The organism is Arthrobacter livingstonensis (genome assembly GCF_003219815.1).
Lineage (GTDB): Bacteria > Actinomycetota > Actinomycetes > Actinomycetales > Micrococcaceae > Specibacter > Specibacter livingstonensis.
This window is the reverse complement of record NZ_QJVD01000012.1, coordinates 37,303-54,719: the sequence shown is the minus strand read 5'-3', so window position 1 is coordinate 54,719 and position 17,417 is coordinate 37,303. Positions and strand designations below refer to the sequence as shown.

Below are 17,417 nucleotides of genomic sequence, written 5' to 3'. Positions count from 1 at the left end.
TTCAGCCCCTCAGCAAGGCGGGGATCTTGTCAAAGAGATCGTGCGTGAACGTGACAATCTCGGTGATCATCCAGTGCCCGGCAATAAGCAGCGCCAAGGCCACCCCGACCGCCTTGGGCACGAAGGAAAGCGTCGCCTCCTGGACCTGGGTGATCGACTGGAGCAAGGAGACGGCAAGGCCCACCACCAGGGCGGTCAGCAGGACCGGCGCACACAGCTTCGCTGCCACCCAGAGCGCCTGGACGGCAATGTTGAGGACCTCGGAAGTGTTCATGGTCCGCCCCCGTAGCTTTTGACAAGTGCGGTGATGATCAAGCCCCAGCCATCCACCAGGATGAACAGCAGGATCTTGAACGGCAGGGAGATCATAACGGGCGGGAGCATCATCATGCCCATCGACATCAGCGAGGAGGCCACGACAATGTCGATGATCAGGAACGGGATGAAGATGACAAAGCCGATGATGAACGCGCTGCGCAGCTCGGAGATCATGAACGCCGGGATCAGGGTGAGCATGGGCACCGCATCCGGTGTGGCCGGGTTTTCCTGGCCGGCGGAGCGGGTCATCAGCGCAATGTCGGCCTCGCGGGTTTGCGGCAGCATGAAGTGCCGCAGCGGGGCCGACGCGGCGTCGAAGGCGCCGCCGATGTCCAGGTGGCCGTTGAGGTAGGGCTGAACGGCCGCGGTGTTGATGTCCACCAGCGTGGGCGACATGATGAACAGCGAGAGGAACAGGGCCAGGCCGGCGATCACCTGGTTCGGCGGGATCGACTGCAGTCCCAGGGCGTTGCGGGTCATCGCCAGGACCACAAAGATCTTGGTGAACGAGGTCATCATCAACAGCAGGGCCGGGGCCACGGACAGCAGCGTGATGCCCAGCAGCGTCACGATCGCCGAGCTGGGCTGCCCGTTGAGCCCGTTGACGGTGACATTGACGCCGCCTGGGCTCGCCGGATCCGTCGGATCGGTGGGCGGCGTCGGGGCCACGGGGTCTCCCGGCGCCATGCCGGAAAGCGCGTGGGCGGACGCCGAAAAAACTAGTTGGAACGCGAGCAGGACCGCCAGAAGCAGTCCCAGCATCACCGCCGCCCTGCCCCACCGGCGCAGGGTTACGGAGGCGGTATCTGCGTTCACAGATTCAGACCCTTGCGCACGGCCGCCCCGGCCTGCTGCCAGGTCCTGGACGAGAGAATCGAACCGGAGAGCGCATCCTGTTTTGGACGGTGGTGACGGGCCCGCAGTGGGAGGGGTCCGGCGTCGGCCATCCCATCCTGGCGCACGCCTGCCTCCTGCATGGAGTGGGCAAAGGCCGGTTCGGCAACGGGGGCGGCCACGGGTGCCGGGCCGTCGTGCAGGACGTTGATGGCGTGTTCGGTCACGCCCAGCAAAAAACGCCGGCCGTCGGCATCCACCACCACCACGGAGGCCTTTTGCCCCACGCTGCGCCGGCTGACCACCTGCAGGTCCGTCTCAGCGGCAGGGCGGCTTCCCTTGGACCAGCGCTTTTGGGCCATCCACAGCAGGACGATCACCACGGCCAGGGACAGTCCCACCCGCAAAACCAGCAGGAGAGTGTCCACTTAGTCGATCGTCTCCGCCGCATCCAGGATCTTGGTGACCCGCACGCCGTATTCCTGGTCCACCACAACGACTTCGCCGTGCGCAATGAGCCGCCCGTTGAGCAGGATGTCCGCCGGGGCACCGGCCGAGCGGTCCAGGTCCACGACGTCGCCCGGCTCCAGCCCCAGGACGTTGGCCACGGTCATGCGTGTGCGGCCAATGACCACCGACAGGGCCATCTCCACGTCATGGATGCGGCCCATCTTGTGGGCGCTAATGTCCGCCCCGCCGTTGGACGAACGAATATCGCTGTGGCGGATCCGGATCGCAAACCAGGCAAACGGTTCGGCGCGGCCCGGTTCGGATATCCGGAATACGGACGACTCGGGATCGGCGAACAGTGCCGCGGAGGTCTCCGCGGCGACGTCGCCGAGAACCCCGGCCCCCAGGGTTTCGGCCGCGGCTTCCAGCGCAGGCCGCAGGACATCGCCGATGGAGATGGAGGACGAACCCCCTGCCTGCCGGATGGCTTCCTCCGTGGCCGGCGGCAGCGCAAGGGACAGTTCCGCGGAAACCGCCCCCAGGTAGTCGACCGTGAGCGTGGTCATGCCGGCCGCCGGAATTTCACCGTTGGTTACCGGCCAGAGCGCGGATTCCAGTGGGGCGGACGCGGGTAGGAGCCTGGCCAGTGCGTCCACGGCACCGGTGTGAAGTGTTGGTGCGGGTGTCACGGGGCACTCTCCTCGATTGAAACTATTTGCCCGGCTTGCCGGGTGCCATGTGTTACGCCAACGGCGCGGGCCACGGGCTTGCCGGCCACTGTCAGGTCAAAGGGCCTGCCGGTGGGATGCCGCAGTGGCAAGACATCGCCCACGGACAGGTTGAGGACGGCGCGGGGCCTGATGGGGACCGGTGCCAGGGCCATTTCCACGTCGACGGGGGCCCCGGCCACGTGGCAGCGCAATTGTCCCGGGGCGTCGGCGGGGTCGCTCATGGGATTGCTGGTCCCCAGTTGGTCCAACAGCGGATCGGCCGGCAGTGCGACGGTCGTTTCCCAGGCGATCTCCCCGACGGTGACACTGAGTTTGGCGACGATCATCAGTGTGTTGGTTGCCGCGGCCTGGGCGAATTGTGAGTTGAAGTGGATTCCGTGCACGGTGGGCGGGACGGACAGCAGCGATCCGAACGAATACGTCAAGTCCTCCAGCGCATCGCCCATGAACTGATTCACCAGTGACTGTTCAATCTGGGTGAACTTGCGGTTCGGCACGCTGCGCGCGGACGTGCCACCGAGCATGCGGGTGATCCAGTGAAACGCTGCGTCGGTGGGAAACTGAATGACGCCTTTCGCGTCCTGCCCCTCCATTGCACACAGCACCATCGCTGTTGCGGCCGGCAGGGAGGCGGCGTATTCGTCATACGTCACCATGGTGACATGTTCGGCCACCACCGTCGTTGCGCTGCGGATCGTCGAGGTCAACAACGTTCCCCACTGCCTGGCGAACGTTTCAAAGGCAAGTTCCAGGACCCGGCTGTGCTCCCTGGCCAAGGTCGTGGGGCGCCCGAAGTCGTATACTTCCACGGCATGCTCCAGCTCGGCTCCGGGCAGCGCTGGGCTTAGTGGAAGTGTGGGCACGTCAGCCACTATCGGCGGTGGTCGCGTTCCCGTTAGGGCCGGTTCGCCTTAACTTTCAGGGCGTCGGGAATGAGGGCCCGCACGTCCTCCTTTTGGCTGGAAAGCACCACGATGTCCACCCTCCGGTTCAGCTCACGCAGTGCTTCGGTGGAATCGTTGTTGACCTGGCGCGAGGCACCATAGCCGACGGCCCCGATGGTTGATCCCGGGATGCTGCTGTTCTCCACCAGGTATCTCAACACCCCGACGGCGCGCTCCGAGGACAGCTCCCAGACCGAGGGGTACCCGGTGATGGCATTGGCAGCGTGCCCCTCGATGGAAATTTCCAGTTTGGCCTTTTCCAGCACCGGCGATATCGCCGTCAAAACCCGCTCGGCCCGCACGGACAGGGCAGGGCTGTCCGGGAGGAAGAACGTTTGTGAGCCGACCAGCTTGACAGTCAGTCCGCGCTGGTCAACGGCAAACTCGACGTTGGACGCCAGTCCCGCCTTGGCCAGGCGGGAGTGCATTTCATCGCGGAGGGCGGTGAGCTTGTCCACCTCGGCAAGCGCCTGCGCAAGCTTGTCGTTCGTGAAGGAGCCTTCCTTGCCGACATCCTTGGGCGTGACGATCACACCGGTGGCCGTGTCAACCTTGCCGACGTTGACCTGACCGAATCCGGTGGCCAGGGAGTCCTTCAATTGGCTGAACTTCTGGCTGTCCACCGAGGACATGGCATACAGGACGATGAACAGGCACATGAGCACCGTCACCATGTCCATGTAAGACGCCATCCACCGTTCGTCGGGGTGGTGCTCGGGCGCGCCGCCCCGGCGTTTGCCATTCCGTCCCCGCCCCGGGCTCATGCCGCCGACTTCAGTTGGTCGTCGCTGCCGGGCTTGGTGTCCGGTTTGGCCCCTCCCCGGCGATGTTCCGGGACAAGGGCGGTGAGCCGCTCGCGCAGGAGAATTGGCTGGGATCCCGCCTGGATGGCGAGAACGCCCTCCATCAGCAGGGTCATCCTGTCGACCTCAAGCTCTGAAAGCCGCGCCAGGCGGCCGGCGATGGGCAGCCACATGAAGTTTGCCGAGAGCAGGCCCCACAGCGTGGCGACGAAGGCGCTGGCGATCATGGGACCCAGGGTGCTGGGGGTGGAGAGGTTTTCGAGCACGTGGGTAAGTGAGACCACCGTGCCGACGATTCCGACGGTTGGGGCGTAGCCGCCCAACTGCTGGAAGAACCGGGATGCGATGTTGTTGGTTTTCACCTTGGTGTCGATGGCGTCGTCGAGCATTTCCCGCAGCTCGTCCCCGTCGGTGCCGTCGGCGATGTTTTGCAACGCGTCGCGAAGAAACGCGTCCTCCGTCTTGGCCGCATCTTCCTCAAGGGAAAGCAACCCCTGGCGACGGGCCTTCTCGGCCAGCTTGACCACCGTGTCGATGCTTTCAATCGCGGGAGCCGGCTTGGCGGTGAAGGCCTTGGGCAGCGACTTGAAGGCGTGCACGAAGTCCGTGAGCGTGGAACCGGCCAGGCCCACGGAGATGGTCCCGACGAAGACCAGCAGCATGGGCGGCATCAAAATGATGCTGCCGACCGTTGAGCCTTCCATCGTGAGCATTGCCACGAGGGCACCGAAGGCGACCAGTATGCCGATTATTGTTGCCGGATCCATGGCTTACTGCCCGCCCGTGATCGGCCCGGACGGGTCCGCCGGGTGAATGATGCTCAGGTGCGACGACCGCTTGGCCGGACCGGGGGCGTCGTTGTAGGCGACGGAAATGACCTGCGCGCGAAAACTGGCGATCTTCTCAATGACTTCCGCCATGGGCTCGGTCACAATGAACCTTGCCCCGTCCGCCATGACAAGGATGGTGTCGGGGGATTCAAAGATGCGGGCAATGAGGTCCGGATTCACCGCAAAGTGCCGGCCATCAAGGCGGGTCACAATTATCATGGGCGCTTCCTTTCCACGGCTTTCATGGTGTCAACCACGTACACCGGCCACTGTCGGCCGTCCAGCCCCATGCGTTAGGAGCGGGACGGCCGCGGGAGGGCTACCGCTTGAGCTGCGTCAGCTCCTGCAGGACCTCGTCCGAGGTGGTGATGATGCGTGCGTTCGCCTGGAAACCGCGCTGGGCCACGATCAGGTTCGTGAATTCCTGGGACAGGTCCACATTGGACATTTCGATGTAGCCGCTGGTGAGTTCGCCGAGCCCGCCCTGCCCGGCCGCGCCGATGGTTGCGGCACCGGATGAGGCGGTGGACCGGTAGCTGGAGGAACCGATCTTTTCCAGGCCGCCGGGGTTGGTGAAGTTCGCCAGTGCAACCTGGCCAATCACCATGTTCTCCCCATTGGTGAACGTCCCCGTCAGGGTGCCGTCGGTTCCCATGCTGAAGGAATCCAGCGTGCCCGCGGCATTGCCGTCGTGGCTCGTCACAGCGACGGTGGTGGACCCGGCGTTGCCCGTCAATGCGCTTAGGTCCACGGTGACGCCGCCGCTGGTCAAGGTGGTGCCGGCCGGAAGCCCGCCAGCAGTGAACGTCAGGGGCTTGGCGGCGGCGCCGTTCGCACTGGCCTCCCACCCGGTTGCCGTCATGGTGAACGTCAACTCAAGGTTGCCTTTGGCGCCCCGGGCGTCAAACGACTGGACGTCCCGGACCACCGTGGCGCCCAGTGCGGCATCGTTGGGCAGGTTTCCGCCCAGCACCGCCGACGTCGTTGCGGCAGGGGGTGCCACCATGTCCTTGGCGATGCGAATGTCGCCCAGTGCGCCGCCGGCGTTGACCTTGCCGCCGGTGGCCGACCACCCTTGCAGGAGCGCGCCATCCGGGGAGACCAACCGGCCGCGGGAGTCAAAGTCGAAGGCCCCGGCCCGGGCGTAGGACTGCTGGCCTCCCTTGCTGGTGATGAAGAAGCCGTCGCCGGAGATCATCATGTCCGTGGAGCGGCCCGTTGCCTGCGCAGAACCCTGGGAGAAGTTCGTTGAAATGGCGGCGACCTGGACGCCGAGGCCCACCTGGGCCGCGTTGGTGCCGCCGGTTGCGGCCTGTGCCGCGGAGCCCGAGCGTGCCACCTGGGACAGTGTGTCCTGGAATTGCACGCTGGAGCCCTTGTAACCGGCCGTATTGACGTTGGCGATGTTGTTGCCGGTGACGTCGAGCATGGTCTGGTGTGCGCGGAGGCCGGAAATGCCTGAATACAGTGAGCGAAGCATGGGTGGAGCCTTTCTGTGCTGTGGCCCGGGCCGGATGGTCTGTGCCGGGTGGATGCTGCGGGTTATGGTGCCGTGGTGCCTGAATTGATAATGCCGGAAATGACGTCCAGTGGGACGCTGAGCTCGCCGACCTTGACCGCCGGAACTCCGGAGGCGAAGGACACGGAGTCGGCCACGCCGGTGTGGGCCGTTCCGTCCTTGTCTTCCCATGAGATGCTCTGGCCGATCATGGCCGCGGCCGCGGTGCGCATCTGCAGTGAAAAATTCTCCGTTGCCGTCTTGTCCATGCTGGTGAGTTTCTCCATGGTGGCCAGCTGGGTGGTCTGGGAAATCATCTGGTTGGTGTCCATGGGCGACGACGGGTCCTGGTTGCGCAGCTGGGTCACCAGCAGGTTCATGAAGACCTCGGAGTCCATGTCCTGTTTTGGGGCGCGCGTTGGAGTGCTGCTGTAGACACCGTTGGCGGCAGCGGGCCGTGTGCTGCTGGTGACACCGGTGGGCGGGGTGATGGCTTCAGTAGTGATGGTGGCGCTCCTGTCTAAACCGTGATGTCGAGTGATGTTGTGGTCAATGGTGCCTTGAGTGCGTCGTGCAGTGCAGCTGCCGGATGCTCGCGCGTCCGTGCCGCATCGGCAACCGCAGCGCCGGGGTCGGCCCCCCGCGGCGAACCGCCCTGCCCGAAGGATTGCGCCTGCCCTTCCGCCCCGGCACCGCCGTTCAACGACGAGGAAAGGCTCAGGGACGATTGCACGCCTTGCGCCGCCAGGTCCCGACGCAATTCGGTCAGGATGAGCCGCAGCCCGTCCCGTCCGGCGTCGGTGGCGGCAAGAAGCTCGATCCGGACACCGTCGGGGCCAATCCGGGCGCTGACGGTGACCGGCCCCAGGGAGTCGGGCACCACCTGCACCGTCATGACCTGTGTTCCGGCCTGCCCCGTGGCAAGCTGGAAAATGGGACGGGAAAGTTGTTCCGCCAACGCTGGAGGCGCGAGCTGGTGTGCTGCCGGGGCAGCCGGCGTGGCCGGCGCCAGCGGCGTCACCGGTGTCTGCGTCAAGGCCGTTGGCAGGCCGCCGCCGGGCACGGCCGGCAGCCCGCCCTGCTGGTTGCCCTGCTGGTTGCCATCCGTCGGATTGTCCTTTCCTGCGGCGCCGCCCTGTGGTGCGGCGCCGGACGCGGCGCCGGACGTCGGGCCCGCCGCCGCTGCGGTCCCGGCCGCGGTGGGTGCCGGTACGGCCTGGTCCGCGGCAGCGGAGGCCGCTCCACGTCCAGCTGTGGCGGCCGGGACTGCCGATGACTGGGAGCCGCCGGAACCGGCCGCCGTGGCCGTGATGCCGGGCGCCAATTGGGCGCCTGAGGAGGGCTGCCCGGAGCCGCCGGCGGCCGAATTACCGGAGGCGTGGGCGCCCGAGACCGGGACGACGGGCCCCGCAGCTTGCGCCGTCCCTTGGGCGGCCGAATCACTGGATGCGGCGGTATTCGCGGCGGCTGCATTCGGGGCGGGGGCATTCGAAGCGGGGGCCGGTGCCAGCGGCGTCACCGGCAAAGCCGCTGGCGGGCCGCCAACGGAGATGACCGGCAGGGTGCCCTGTTGGTTGCCATCCGCCGACTTGTCCTTTCCTGCGGTGCCGCCCTGTAGTGCGACGCTGGACGCGGCGCCGGACGTCGGGCCTGCCGCCGCTGCGGTCCCGGCTGCGGAGGGTGCCTGTACGGCCTGTTCCGCGACAACGGCGGCCGCCCCCCTTCCGACGGAGACGGACGGGACTGCCGATGACTGGGAGCTGCCGGAACCGGCCGCCGTGGCCGTGATGACGGGCGCCAACTGGGTGTCTGCGGAGGGCTGCCCGGAGCCGCCGGCGGCCGAATCACCGGGGGCGTGGGCGCCCGAGACCGGGACGCCAGGCCCCGCAGCTTGCGCCGTCCCTTGAGCGGCCGAATCACTGGATGCGGCTGTATTCGCGGCGGCTGCCGGGGCCGTCCCCCCGGAGGCCAGATCAGTCGATGCGGATCCCGCCACGGCTGCGGCGGGGTCCGTTCCGGGAGGCACGGCAGCTTGGGTGGCGGCGGCAGCGGAGGGCGGCATGGGAGCGGGGCCGGGCGCGGTAACGGCCGAAACAACGGCCTGCGCCGCGGCTCCGCCTGTGGCGGTCGCTGACCCGGGCACCGTCAAAGCAGGCACCGCCAAATCAGCCGCGGACCCGGCGGCACCCGCCGTGGATGCCCCGTTGGAACGAACCGGAGTCGTCGCCCCCGGGGAGGCGGACGACGGCGCCGCAACCGCCGGTACACCCGTCAATCCCGTCGCTGCAATGCCCGGCATCGCCGTTGCCACCGCAAGGGCCGGGCCGGTCCCAGCCGGCAGGCCGGGGTCACAGGCCCCGCCGGGAGTGCCGGATGAGTCGGTTCCGGAGGCCCCGCGGCCGCGGCCCGAACCGGTGGACGTGGCGGAATCCTGCCCGGCTGCGTCCCGCCTCTTGCCGGCGGCCGCTCCCATTGCATCCTTGAGGTGTTCACCAAAGCTGGCGCGCGGTAGCTGCTTCTGTGCCGCGTCGCCCGCCCCGCTGCCCGGGGCCCGGTTCGGGGCGGCCGGGAGCGGGCCTGCTCCTCCCACGGCGCTCACTCCGCACCCTTTCGTCGTGACAAGGCAAGTTCGTCGAGAAAGCCTTGTTCGGCCAGAAGCTCCGCCGAGACACTGTCGAGCTGGTGCCGTTCTTCCAGCTTTTCCAGCGAACTGGCAGCGGTTTTGGCCTCGAGCAGGACCGCCTGCGCCGAGTCGGCCTCCGCTTCCAGGGTCGTGGCCAGGCTTCGCAGTTCCAGCAGGAGGCTGCGGGAGGCCGCCCGCGCCGCAGCCGCAGCGGAGAGCGCCGCTGCGGAGCCGGCGTCGGAGGCGGAGTCGGCCAGCTCGCCCCGGGCAGAGGCCAGGCGGCGGGCATGGGACTTGCGGTTGTCATTGGCGCGCGCCAGGCTGGCGGAAGCTTGGTCTTCCTGCAATTTGCGCAGGCGTAGAAGTCCAGCGAGTCGAAATGTCTTGGTCATTGAAGCCCTCCAAACACGGTGACAAGGGAACGCAGCTCGGTCCAGGATTCCTCTGCGGGGACCTGGTGCTCAAGCTCCTGCTGCAGGAAGCGGTTGATCGGCGCGGCGTGCAGCAGCGCCGCGTCAACCAGCGGATTGGAACCGGGCTGGTAGGCGCCCACGTCAATCAGGTCCTGCGCGGCGCGGCGGGCGGCCATGACGCGTCGCAAGATGGCGGCGTCGGCCTTTTGCTCCGGCGTGCAGACCTTCGAGGCCACGCGGGAAATTGAGCCGAGGGCGTCAATGGAGGGAAAGTGCCCGGCCACGGCCAGTTTCCGGTCCAGGACGATGTGGCCGTCCAGGATGGAGCGCACGGCGTCCGCGATGGGTTCGTTGTGGTCGTCGCCGTCCACCAGGACCGTGTACATGCCGGTCACGGAGCCGGTCGTGTCGGTTCCGGCCCGCTCCAGCAGCCTGGCCAGCACGGAAAAGGTCGATGGCGGGTATCCGCGGGTCGCGGGCGGCTCGCCCACGGACAGCCCGATTTCACGCTGCGCCATGGCCACCCGGGTGAGCGAGTCCATCATCAACATCACGTCGGCGCCGGTGTCGCGAAACGATTCGGCGATCCGGGTGGCCATGAAGGCCGCCCGGAGCCTGACCAGCGCTGGCTCGTCGCCGGTGGCCACCACCACGATGGAGCGGGCCAGGCCAACCGGCCCCAGGTCGTCCTCGAGAAATTCGCGGACCTCGCGCCCGCGCTCCCCCACCAGGGCGATCACGGAGACCTCGGCCTCGGTCCCCCGGGCGATCATGGACAACAGCGACGACTTCCCGACGCCGGAGCCGGCGAACAGGCCCATCCGCTGCCCCCGGCCAATGGTGGTCAGCGTGTCCACCACCCGGACCCCGGTGCTCAGGGGGACGCGGATGCGCGCCCGGTCCATGGAATTGGGCGAGTCGTTGGCCACCGGCACGCCCGGGCCCCCGGCCAGCGGGCCCTTGCCGTCGATGGGCCGTCCCAGCCCGTCCAGCACCCGTCCCAGCAGGCCCCGGCCGGTGGGGACCAGCAGGGGTTCAGTCCTGGCCCGGACCAGATCGCCCTGTGCCAGCCCGGCCATCGGGCCCAGCGGCATGATCGTCAGGGTGTCCCGGCCGACGGCGACCACCTCGGCGTCGGTGTTCCGCCCGCCGTCCTGGGCGCCGGCGATGGTGACCAGCTCGCCCACGGGGCAGCGCAGTCCGCGGACCTGCGCGGTCAGGCCGACGACGGCGGACACGACGCCAACGCGTTCGGGTGCGGCTGCGCGCAGGGCAGCACCCAGCCGGGCGGCACCGCGCCCGGTGAGCGCACCGGGCCAGGCGGTGCTCATGCGGGAGTCTCCTGCAGCGCCCGCCGGGCACGGTCCAGCGCGGTTGAAATGCGCGCGTCCAGGAAACCGTCGGGGTACTCCGCGACGGCGTCCCCGGGTGCGATGGCCGGATCGGCAACGGCGTCCAGGCCGGCGGCCGCCAGGGCCTCCGCGCTGAGGGCAGCCAGATCCTGCGGATGCAGCCGCACCCGGGGCGCGCCGGCGGGGTCCTGGGATGCCAGGACCCGTGCCAGGACGGCCTTGGCCCGGGTGTCGCCGTCGTCAAGCTCCCTGACCAGCACGGCTTCGGCCAGGGTGAGCGCACAGTCGATCAGGGTCTGTTCCGCGTCCGCCAGCACCGGCGCCGTGCGGGCCGCCAGCGCTGCACCTGTCGCGGCCAATACAGCGGCCTGCGCAGCGGCACGCTCCCTGAGGTCGGCCAACAGCGCCCCATGCTCCGCTTCCAGTGCGGCGCGCCGGACATCCGCTTCCACCCTGGCGCGTTGCAGGCCTGCCGCATAGCCAAGGGTGTGCCCGCGCTGGTGGCCGCGCTCCATGGCGTCGGCATGGGACCGCGCCTGCTCCGCGGTCGGCACGGCCGGAAAGACGATCGGCTCCAGGGCACCCCGAAGCCCGGCTGCGCTGTTAGTCGGCACCGCTCGGTTGGTCGGCACTGCGCGGCTAGTAGACATAGTCGTCTTCGTCGGCATCCCCACGGTGGACGGCAATTTCGCCGGCCTCCTCGAGTTCCCGGATGATCCGGCCGATGTCTGCCCGCGCCTGCTCCACGTCAGAGGCCCGGACCGGGCCCAGCGCCTCAATTTCGGCGTCAAGAAGCACGCGGTTGCGCTCGGAGATGTTGCTGCGGATCGCGTCCTGGACGGGGGCCGGGGCACCCTTCATGGCCAGGGCCAGCGTGCCGGCCTCCTTGCCGCGCAGGGCCTTCTGGATGTCCTGGCTGTCGAGCTTGACCAGGTCCATGAAGGTCAGCATGCGCGAGCGCACTTCCTCGGCCAGGACGGGGTCGCGCTGCGTGAGCTCATCCAGCAGCGCCCGCTCGGTGACGGCGTCGGACCGGTTCAGGATGTCCACCAGCGGCTGGATGCCGCCGATCACGGCCATCTTGTCGCGCGGGCCCACCACGGTCAGTGCGCGCTGCTTGAGCGCCTGGGCCAGGATTCCGACGAACTCGGGGGTCGCCGGTCCCATGGTTGCGATGGCCTGTGCCACGTCAGTGCGGACGTCTCCGGGCAGACCGGCCAGTGCGGCCGATGCGCGGTCGGGGCGCATATGGGCCAGCACCAGGGCGATCGTGGCCGGCATCTCGCCTTCCAGCAGGGCGGCCAGCTGCCCCGGGTCCGCGTCGTCGAGGAATTCGAAGGGCTTGCCGGCTATTTTGGTCGAGAGCCTGTTCATGACGCCGGCAGCGCGTTCGGCGCCGAAGGACGCCTCCAACAACCCCGCGGCGTAGTCGCGGCCGCCCAGGGCGGCGTGCCGGCCGCTGACAACGAGCTCGTGGAATTCGTCGACGACGGAGTCGGCGACGTCCGCCTGGACGCGCCGCATCTTGACGATTTCGGCGGCGACGGCTTCGGCCTCGGGCTCGCTGAGGTGGCCCATGACGGCGGCGGCGGACGCCTGGGACAGTTGCATGAGCAGCGCGGCGGCCTTTTGCACGCCGTTCAGCTCGGTTTCCGCGCTCATACGCTGGCCTTCTCGTCCATGAACGAGCGCAGCAGCACCGCGGTGCCCTCCGGGTCCTTGGCCGCCAGCGCGTCAAGGGAAGCCCGTTTGGTGGAGGATTCGCTCTTTTCCGTCACGGGCAGCACCACGGGTTCGGGGATGGCCGGCAGGGCGCTGGTTTCGGGCGAGGCGGTTACCGTGAGCGGGCCAAGTTGCCCCAGCGCGTCCTTGCGCTCGCCCAGGTCCACCAGCTGGCGGACCTGGCGGCGGTTCTTCCGGGCGTACAGCACCAGGGCCAACAGGGCGAGCAGGACCGCGGCGGCGACGAACAGGAGGGTGCGCAGGGTTTTCGCCGTGGCGGCAGTGTTTTCCTCGGCCTTGGCGGCGTCAAGGGCGGACTTGGCGGCATCGGCCTGCGCGGTGGAGAACGGCATGACCTTCAGCGTGACCACGTCCCCGCGGGCGCGGTCGATCCCCGCGGCGGCCACCACCATGTCGGTCAGCGTGGCTGCGTCGACCTTCTTGGCTGCGTTGGTGTCCACGGCCACGGCCAGGGACTGCTTTTGCAGCGTGCCCGCCGGGATGCTGGTGTTCGCCGTGGTCTTGTCCACGGCGTTGTTTTTCGTGGTGGTGGTTGCTTCGGTGTTGCCGCCGGCCGCCGCCGAGCCGGTGGGCACGGCGATGTTGTCCGGGCCCAGCACGCCGGCGCCGGAGTTGCCGCCGTTGGTGGACTTGTTGGTGCTGGAGGATTCGTTCAGCGCGGGAGCCCCGCTCGGGGAGACGAACGACTCCTTGACCACTTCGGAGGAGGATTTGTCCATGGCCGCGGTCAGGGAGACGGTCGAATTGCCCGGTCCCAGGACGCGGTCCAACATGGTCTGAACGGCCGAGGAGGTGCGTTTTTCATAGTCGGTGGCCTGCTTGTCGGCCCCGCCGCCCAGCGCCGTTCCGGCGGCGGAAAGGACGTTGCCCTTGGCGTCGACCACGGAGACGTTGGCCGGTGTCAGGCCTTCCACCGATGAGGACACCAGGTGCACCACGGCGTCGACCTGGTCCGAGGAGAGCTGGGCGGAACCGGCGGTTTCCACGAACACGGACGCCGTGGGGTCGGCCTTGGTGGAGGTGAAGACGGTGCTTTCCGGGATGGCCAGCTTGACGGAGGCGTTTTGCACGCCGTTCATGGCCATGACAGTCTTGGCCAGCTCGCCCTCCATGGCCCGCTTGTACGTCACGTTCTGCTGGAATTCCGAGGACGTCACGCCCATCGTGTCCAGCAGCGAGTAGCCTGCCGTGGTGGCGGCCGGGAGGCCGGCCGAGGCCGATTTGAGCCGTTCCTCATAGACCTTGTCGTCCGGCACCAGAATCGTGGAGCCGCCGTTCGTCAGCTGGTACGGGACGTTGTCCGTCTTGAGCTGGGCGACGATGGCGCTGGCATCCGCGGCTGCAACGCCGGAGAACAATGGCGAATACGTGGGCTTGGTCAGCCAGGTCCCGAGGGCCACGGCGCCCAGCACCAGCACCGCTATGCCGATGACCGCCAGCGTGCGCTGGGCAACGCTGAAGCCTTTCAGCGTCCCCGAGGCGCGCCCCATGAATTGCGAAACGAGCGGGGGCATCAGGCCTGCATCCTCATGATCTCGTTAAACGCGTCGACACCCTTGTTGCGCACGGCGGCCACAAGTTCCAGCGTCACCTGGGCGCGGGCGGATGCGATGGTGGCGTTGTGGATATCGTCCAGGTTGCCGGTGACAGCCTGGACGGCCAGCGCCTTTGAATCGCTGGAGAGTGCCTGGGCGTTGTCGAGCGCGCCGGTGAGGGCTGCGCCGAAGCCGGATCCGTCGGTGGAAGCCGGGACCTGGCCGGCGTCCTGCACATAGCCGGTGGCTGCCGTTGCCTGCACGCCGATGATGGGGGTGGGGCTCACAAGGTTATTTTCCAATCTGCAGTCCGGCTTCATACATGACCTTGGCGCGGTCAACGACGGCCGCATTGGCCTGGTAGCCGCGCTGGGCCATGATGAGCTGGCCCATCTGCGAGGCCAGGTCAATATCCGGGTAGCGCACATAACCCTTGGCGTCAGCCAGGGGATGGTCGGGCTCATAGACCATCCGGCCCTGGGCGTCGCCAAACGCGGCGCCGGAAACGTAGACCCCGGAGTTCCCCTGGCCGGCCTCGGCCAGCACGTAGCGGGCCCGGAACGCGTCACCGCTGGTGGCCGTGACGGTGTTGGCGTTGGCCAGGTTGTCGGAAACCGCGTCAAGCCATTTGCGGTGCAATGTCAGCCCTGTTGAGGCGATCCCAATTGCGTCGGCCATTACTGGGTCTTCAAGGCTGTGCGCATGGAGGTGAACTCGCCGTTGACGGCCTGTGCCGCGAATTGGTAGCGGAGCGTCGTCTCGACGTTGGAGAGCGTCTCGGTGTCAAGGTTGACGTTGTTCCCATTGGTTTGCGTTGGTTCCAGGGAAAGCGCCGTGGTGGCCGCGACATGGCCGTCACCGGCCTTCACGGATGCGGCCAGGGCGTCCTCAAACATGACGCGCTTGGCCCTGTATCCGGGCGTGTTGACGTTGGCAATGTTGTCGGCGATCGCGTTTTGGCGATCGGACAGGGAATTGAGGGCGCTCGTAAGCGCCGCGGTGACCACAGATTCCAGCACTGCGCTCTTCCTTGACAAGGGATGGGGCCGGTCCGTGGCCTGGGGCGAGCAATCCGTGCTCACTCGTACTTATCGGCACTGCAGAAGCGTGCGTAAGGCGTTGTGCGCAACACGTTTTAGCGTGCCTATTGGCAACGCTGCGGGCAGGCTATCCGGTGACGTCCACGTACACCGGCTGTACCTGCCTGCGCGGCCGGGTGAGTTCCGCCAGTTCATGTTCGACGTCGGCCCTGGCCGCCGCGAGCCTGGCTGCCGCGCGCTGTTGCAGGGAGGCCAGCGCCCTTGCGCGCTCCACGAAGATCTGCGGCAGCGGCCCCAGCTCGACGGGTGGCTCCCAGGTGTCGACGCGCGTTTTTTCGTGCAGCGTGTTTTCGTGCAATGTTGCCATTGCTGCGGGGAGGCCGAGCGCCGCGTCGGCGTCACGCTCCAGCGCGGCCAGCGACTCCTGCCACCGTTGCAGTGATCTTTCGTCGACGGGCAGCTCGTTAAGTGTCTTGTCAGCGGACATCATGGGCGTGGGCCAGATGCTCATCCGATGCCACCGGCGGGGCCAGCTGCCAGCGGCGCAGGGGCGGCGGCGGCGGCGTGCCAGCTCTGGCGCAGCGGCTCCAGCAGTGCGCTGCATTCGCGGGTCAGTTCAACGTTGCGGTAGATGTTGGCGTTCATCATGGCCGTGCCGGCGTAATTGTAGATGCCCAGCAGATTCTCGCCCCCATCCCACGCACCGACTTCCAGGGAACCGGCCAGCTCGGCAATGATGTCCTGGGCGTGCAGCAATTGCTTCCCCGCTGCTTCCCACTCCCCGGCCACCTGGGCCGACTCGGCGCGGGCCAGGTCCAGCATGAGGCGGTCGTAGAGCATCACCAGCAGGCGTGCCGGGGAGGCGGAAAGGATGGCCTCGCGCTGGAAGGCGTTCAGGGCCCGGTTATTGGTTGCCACGGTCACTTCTTTGAGCTGCTTGCGGAGTCGAAGGAACTGATTTGTGAGGTGAGCCAGTTTTGCTGGGACTGCATCCTGCCCAGCTGGACCTCCAGGTTGGCATAGACAGTGGTCAGGGCACTGCGCCGCTGGGCCAGCCTGTCATCCCATTTGAGAATCTGGTCATTGAAGTCGTTGATGACCGTCTGTTGGCCCTTGATGCTTTGGGATAGCGTGCCATCGTAGGGATCGGACACTGCCTTGGCGGCATCGGCCACCCGCCCCGCGATGGTTTGCAGGGTGCTTTCCACCAGGGCCGGATCCTTGGCGTACGCCGCGGCAAATGCGTCCGCGTCAAAGGTGAAGTCGCCGTTTTTCGTGCTGTTGATGCCGATGGTTGCTGGCGAGAGGCCGTTGACAGGAGATACCACGGCGGTAAACAGGCGGTCCTTGGCCGAAGAGGTGGTGCTGTTGGACGTGAACAGCCCAGCTGTGACAGCGGCACTGCCGGTGGCTCCCGGGGCGCTGGACACGGCGGACTGCGTGAAAATGGAACCAAGGATGATGTTGACATTGGAGACCAGGTCCTTGGCGGCAGTAGTGACCTGGCTGGCATCGCGGGTCACATTCAGGCTGACGGGGGTGGCCGAAAGCTGATGGACGGTGATGTCCAGACCGGGGGCAAGTGCGGTGAAGGTGTTCGTGCCGGAGGTGATGATTTGTTCCGCGGCCGTATCGGCCCACATCTTGACCTGGGCATCCTGCCCGGCCCGCAGGACGGTGGTGCCCGCAAGGGCCGGGGCCGTGCCGGCCGTGACGTCGGCCGCGCTGCCCTGGTAGATGGAGAACGTGCCGGCGGATCCCGTGTCCGAGGAAGTGATCTGCAGGCGGTATTGGGCGTTGCCGGATCCGTCGGTTCCAGCGGCAATCTTCACGGCGGAAACACCGGCGGCTGATTTGTTGATGGCATAAGCCACGTCATCAAGGGAGTCCGACTCCGGCGTGATTTCTGTTTGAACGCCGTTTTTGACGAAAGTAAGTACGGGCGGACTGCTCGGCCATTGCTGCAGTGGCGCCGTCACGACGGAGTGGGCCTGCGCCAACTGCGTGACGGAAAGGTCAAGGCTGATCGGTTTTGCGTTGGCCGAAAGTGTCGCGGTGATGGCGGCCGACGAGGATGCCACCTGGTACTTGGCCAGGCCGTCGGGCTTGGCAAGGGCTGCCGCCTGGGTGGTCAGGGCGGCGAATTTGGTGTTGAGGGCCTGCAGGGCGTTGAGCAGGTAGGTGTCGGTGGAGACCTTGGTCTTCATCTGTGTCTGCGGGATGGCCGCGGCGTTCATCAAGGCGTTGATGATGTCAGTGGTGTTCAGCCCGGAAGCCAGTCCGTCGATTCCCATGCCCATGGG

At 67.3% G+C, this 17,417-nt stretch carries 22 protein-coding genes; all 22 read right to left on the bottom strand.

Annotated elements, in window-relative coordinates:
* Window position 1: 1 nt before the first annotated feature.
* Complete coding sequence (gene fliQ / locus CVV68_RS12290) at window positions 2-274, bottom strand: flagellar biosynthesis protein FliQ (RefSeq protein ID WP_110501299.1); 273 nt, start codon at window positions 272-274, stop codon at window positions 2-4.
* Window positions 271-1,080: a flagellar type III secretion system pore protein FliP gene (fliP, locus tag CVV68_RS12285; RefSeq protein ID WP_110501378.1), complete on the bottom strand. Its 810-nt coding sequence runs from the start codon at window positions 1,078-1,080 to the stop codon at window positions 271-273. Before fliP ends, fliQ begins: the two co-directional genes overlap by 4 nt.
* Before the next feature lie 50 nt (window positions 1,081-1,130).
* Complete coding sequence (gene fliO, locus CVV68_RS12280; protein WP_110501298.1) at window positions 1,131-1,580, bottom strand: flagellar biosynthetic protein FliO; 450 nt, start codon at window positions 1,578-1,580, stop codon at window positions 1,131-1,133.
* Window positions 1,581-2,291, bottom strand: coding sequence for a flagellar motor switch protein FliN (gene fliN, locus CVV68_RS12275; protein WP_110501297.1), 711 nt, complete (start codon window positions 2,289-2,291; stop codon window positions 1,581-1,583).
* A complete protein-coding gene (locus CVV68_RS12270) occupies window positions 2,288-3,196 on the bottom strand; it encodes a flagellar motor switch protein FliM (RefSeq protein WP_245933506.1) in 909 nt (302 codons plus the stop codon). Before CVV68_RS12270 ends, fliN begins: the two co-directional genes overlap by 4 nt.
* Window positions 3,197-3,228: 32 nt before the next feature.
* Window positions 3,229-4,041 (bottom strand): OmpA/MotB family protein, encoded by an 813-nt coding sequence (locus tag CVV68_RS12265; RefSeq protein WP_110501296.1) that lies wholly within the window; start codon window positions 4,039-4,041, stop codon window positions 3,229-3,231.
* A complete protein-coding gene (locus tag CVV68_RS12260) occupies window positions 4,038-4,847 on the bottom strand; it encodes a motility protein A (protein ID WP_110501295.1) in 810 nt (269 codons plus the stop codon). Before CVV68_RS12260 ends, CVV68_RS12265 begins: the two co-directional genes overlap by 4 nt.
* 3 nt (window positions 4,848-4,850) lie before the next feature.
* A complete protein-coding gene (locus tag CVV68_RS12255) occupies window positions 4,851-5,129 on the bottom strand; it encodes a flagellar FlbD family protein (RefSeq protein WP_110501294.1) in 279 nt (92 codons plus the stop codon).
* A 100-nt stretch (window positions 5,130-5,229) separates the two neighbouring features.
* Entirely contained in the window at window positions 5,230-6,390 is a 1,161-nt protein-coding gene (locus CVV68_RS12250) for a flagellar hook protein FlgE (RefSeq protein WP_110501293.1), read from the bottom strand.
* 62 nt (window positions 6,391-6,452) lie between these two features.
* Window positions 6,453-6,806 (bottom strand): flagellar hook assembly protein FlgD, encoded by a 354-nt coding sequence (locus tag CVV68_RS12245; protein ID WP_497707311.1) that lies wholly within the window; start codon window positions 6,804-6,806, stop codon window positions 6,453-6,455.
* A 122-nt stretch (window positions 6,807-6,928) separates the two neighbouring features.
* A complete protein-coding gene (locus tag CVV68_RS12240) occupies window positions 6,929-9,007 on the bottom strand; it encodes a flagellar hook-length control protein FliK (RefSeq protein WP_110501291.1) in 2,079 nt (692 codons plus the stop codon).
* Window positions 9,004-9,423 (bottom strand): flagellar export protein FliJ, encoded by a 420-nt coding sequence (fliJ, locus tag CVV68_RS12235; RefSeq protein WP_110501290.1) that lies wholly within the window; start codon window positions 9,421-9,423, stop codon window positions 9,004-9,006. Before fliJ ends, CVV68_RS12240 begins: the two co-directional genes overlap by 4 nt.
* Window positions 9,420-10,775, bottom strand: a complete 1,356-nt coding sequence (locus CVV68_RS12230; RefSeq protein WP_110501289.1) for a FliI/YscN family ATPase — start codon at window positions 10,773-10,775, stop codon at window positions 9,420-9,422. Before CVV68_RS12230 ends, fliJ begins: the two co-directional genes overlap by 4 nt.
* Entirely contained in the window at window positions 10,772-11,410 is a 639-nt protein-coding gene (locus tag CVV68_RS12225) for a FliH/SctL family protein (RefSeq protein WP_211320816.1), read from the bottom strand. Before CVV68_RS12225 ends, CVV68_RS12230 begins: the two co-directional genes overlap by 4 nt.
* 25 nt (window positions 11,411-11,435) lie before the next feature.
* The gene (gene fliG / locus CVV68_RS12220) at window positions 11,436-12,458 is read right to left on the bottom strand and encodes a flagellar motor switch protein FliG (RefSeq protein ID WP_110501287.1); all 1,023 of its coding nucleotides are present in this window, start codon (window positions 12,456-12,458) and stop codon (window positions 11,436-11,438) included.
* Complete coding sequence (gene fliF / locus CVV68_RS12215) at window positions 12,455-14,053, bottom strand: flagellar basal-body MS-ring/collar protein FliF (protein WP_110501286.1); 1,599 nt, start codon at window positions 14,051-14,053, stop codon at window positions 12,455-12,457. Before fliF ends, fliG begins: the two co-directional genes overlap by 4 nt.
* On the bottom strand, window positions 14,053-14,394 hold the full coding sequence (fliE, locus tag CVV68_RS12210; RefSeq protein ID WP_110501285.1) for a flagellar hook-basal body complex protein FliE: 342 nt from the start codon (window positions 14,392-14,394) through the stop codon (window positions 14,053-14,055). Before fliE ends, fliF begins: the two co-directional genes overlap by 1 nt.
* Complete coding sequence (locus CVV68_RS12205) at window positions 14,366-14,752, bottom strand: flagellar basal body rod protein FlgC (protein WP_110501284.1); 387 nt, start codon at window positions 14,750-14,752, stop codon at window positions 14,366-14,368. The genes fliE and CVV68_RS12205 overlap by 29 nt, the downstream gene beginning before the upstream one ends.
* Window positions 14,752-15,093 (bottom strand): flagellar basal body rod protein FlgB, encoded by a 342-nt coding sequence (gene flgB / locus CVV68_RS12200; RefSeq protein WP_110501283.1) that lies wholly within the window; start codon window positions 15,091-15,093, stop codon window positions 14,752-14,754. Before flgB ends, CVV68_RS12205 begins: the two co-directional genes overlap by 1 nt.
* A 148-nt stretch (window positions 15,094-15,241) precedes the next feature.
* Window positions 15,242-15,625 carry a hypothetical protein gene (locus CVV68_RS12195; protein WP_110501282.1) on the bottom strand — a complete coding sequence of 128 codons (384 nt, stop codon included), beginning with the start codon at window positions 15,623-15,625 and terminating at the stop codon, window positions 15,242-15,244.
* A complete protein-coding gene (locus tag CVV68_RS12190) occupies window positions 15,622-16,032 on the bottom strand; it encodes a flagellar export chaperone FliS (RefSeq protein WP_306415692.1) in 411 nt (136 codons plus the stop codon). The genes CVV68_RS12195 and CVV68_RS12190 overlap by 4 nt, the downstream gene beginning before the upstream one ends.
* A gap of 2 nt (window positions 16,033-16,034) precedes the next feature.
* The gene (fliD, locus tag CVV68_RS12185) at window positions 16,035-17,414 is read right to left on the bottom strand and encodes a flagellar filament capping protein FliD (RefSeq protein ID WP_110501280.1); all 1,380 of its coding nucleotides are present in this window, start codon (window positions 17,412-17,414) and stop codon (window positions 16,035-16,037) included.
* Between the last annotated feature and the right edge of the window lie 3 nt (window positions 17,415-17,417).

What these genes read in the sequence shown, in the direction of transcription:
- fliQ (WP_110501299.1), bottom strand. Translation starts at nt 274, where the DNA reads ATGAACACTTCCGAGGTCCTCAACATTGCCGTCCAGGCGCTCTGGGTG.
- fliP (WP_110501378.1), bottom strand. Translation starts at nt 1,080, where the DNA reads ATGCTGGGACTGCTTCTGGCGGTCCTGCTCGCGTTCCAACTAGTTTTT.
- CVV68_RS12265 (WP_110501296.1), bottom strand. Translation starts at nt 4,041, where the DNA reads ATGAGCCCGGGGCGGGGACGGAATGGCAAACGCCGGGGCGGCGCGCCC.
- CVV68_RS12260 (WP_110501295.1), bottom strand. Translation starts at nt 4,847, where the DNA reads ATGGATCCGGCAACAATAATCGGCATACTGGTCGCCTTCGGTGCCCTC.
- CVV68_RS12255 (WP_110501294.1), bottom strand. Translation starts at nt 5,129, where the DNA reads ATGATAATTGTGACCCGCCTTGATGGCCGGCACTTTGCGGTGAATCCG.
- CVV68_RS12250 (WP_110501293.1), bottom strand. Translation starts at nt 6,390, where the DNA reads ATGCTTCGCTCACTGTATTCAGGCATTTCCGGCCTCCGCGCACACCAG.
- CVV68_RS12245 (WP_497707311.1), bottom strand. Translation starts at nt 6,806, where the DNA reads ATGGACTCCGAGGTCTTCATGAACCTGCTGGTGACCCAGCTGCGCAAC.
- fliJ (WP_110501290.1), bottom strand. Translation starts at nt 9,423, where the DNA reads ATGACCAAGACATTTCGACTCGCTGGACTTCTACGCCTGCGCAAATTG.
- CVV68_RS12230 (WP_110501289.1), bottom strand. Translation starts at nt 10,775, where the DNA reads ATGAGCACCGCCTGGCCCGGTGCGCTCACCGGGCGCGGTGCCGCCCGG.
- fliG (WP_110501287.1), bottom strand. Translation starts at nt 12,458, where the DNA reads ATGAGCGCGGAAACCGAGCTGAACGGCGTGCAAAAGGCCGCCGCGCTG.
- fliF (WP_110501286.1), bottom strand. Translation starts at nt 14,053, where the DNA reads ATGCCCCCGCTCGTTTCGCAATTCATGGGGCGCGCCTCGGGGACGCTG.
- fliE (WP_110501285.1), bottom strand. Translation starts at nt 14,394, where the DNA reads ATGAAGCCGGACTGCAGATTGGAAAATAACCTTGTGAGCCCCACCCCC.
- CVV68_RS12205 (WP_110501284.1), bottom strand. Translation starts at nt 14,752, where the DNA reads ATGGCCGACGCAATTGGGATCGCCTCAACAGGGCTGACATTGCACCGC.
- CVV68_RS12195 (WP_110501282.1), bottom strand. Translation starts at nt 15,625, where the DNA reads ATGAGCATCTGGCCCACGCCCATGATGTCCGCTGACAAGACACTTAAC.
- fliD (WP_110501280.1), bottom strand. Translation starts at nt 17,414, where the DNA reads ATGGGCATGGGAATCGACGGACTGGCTTCCGGGCTGAACACCACTGAC.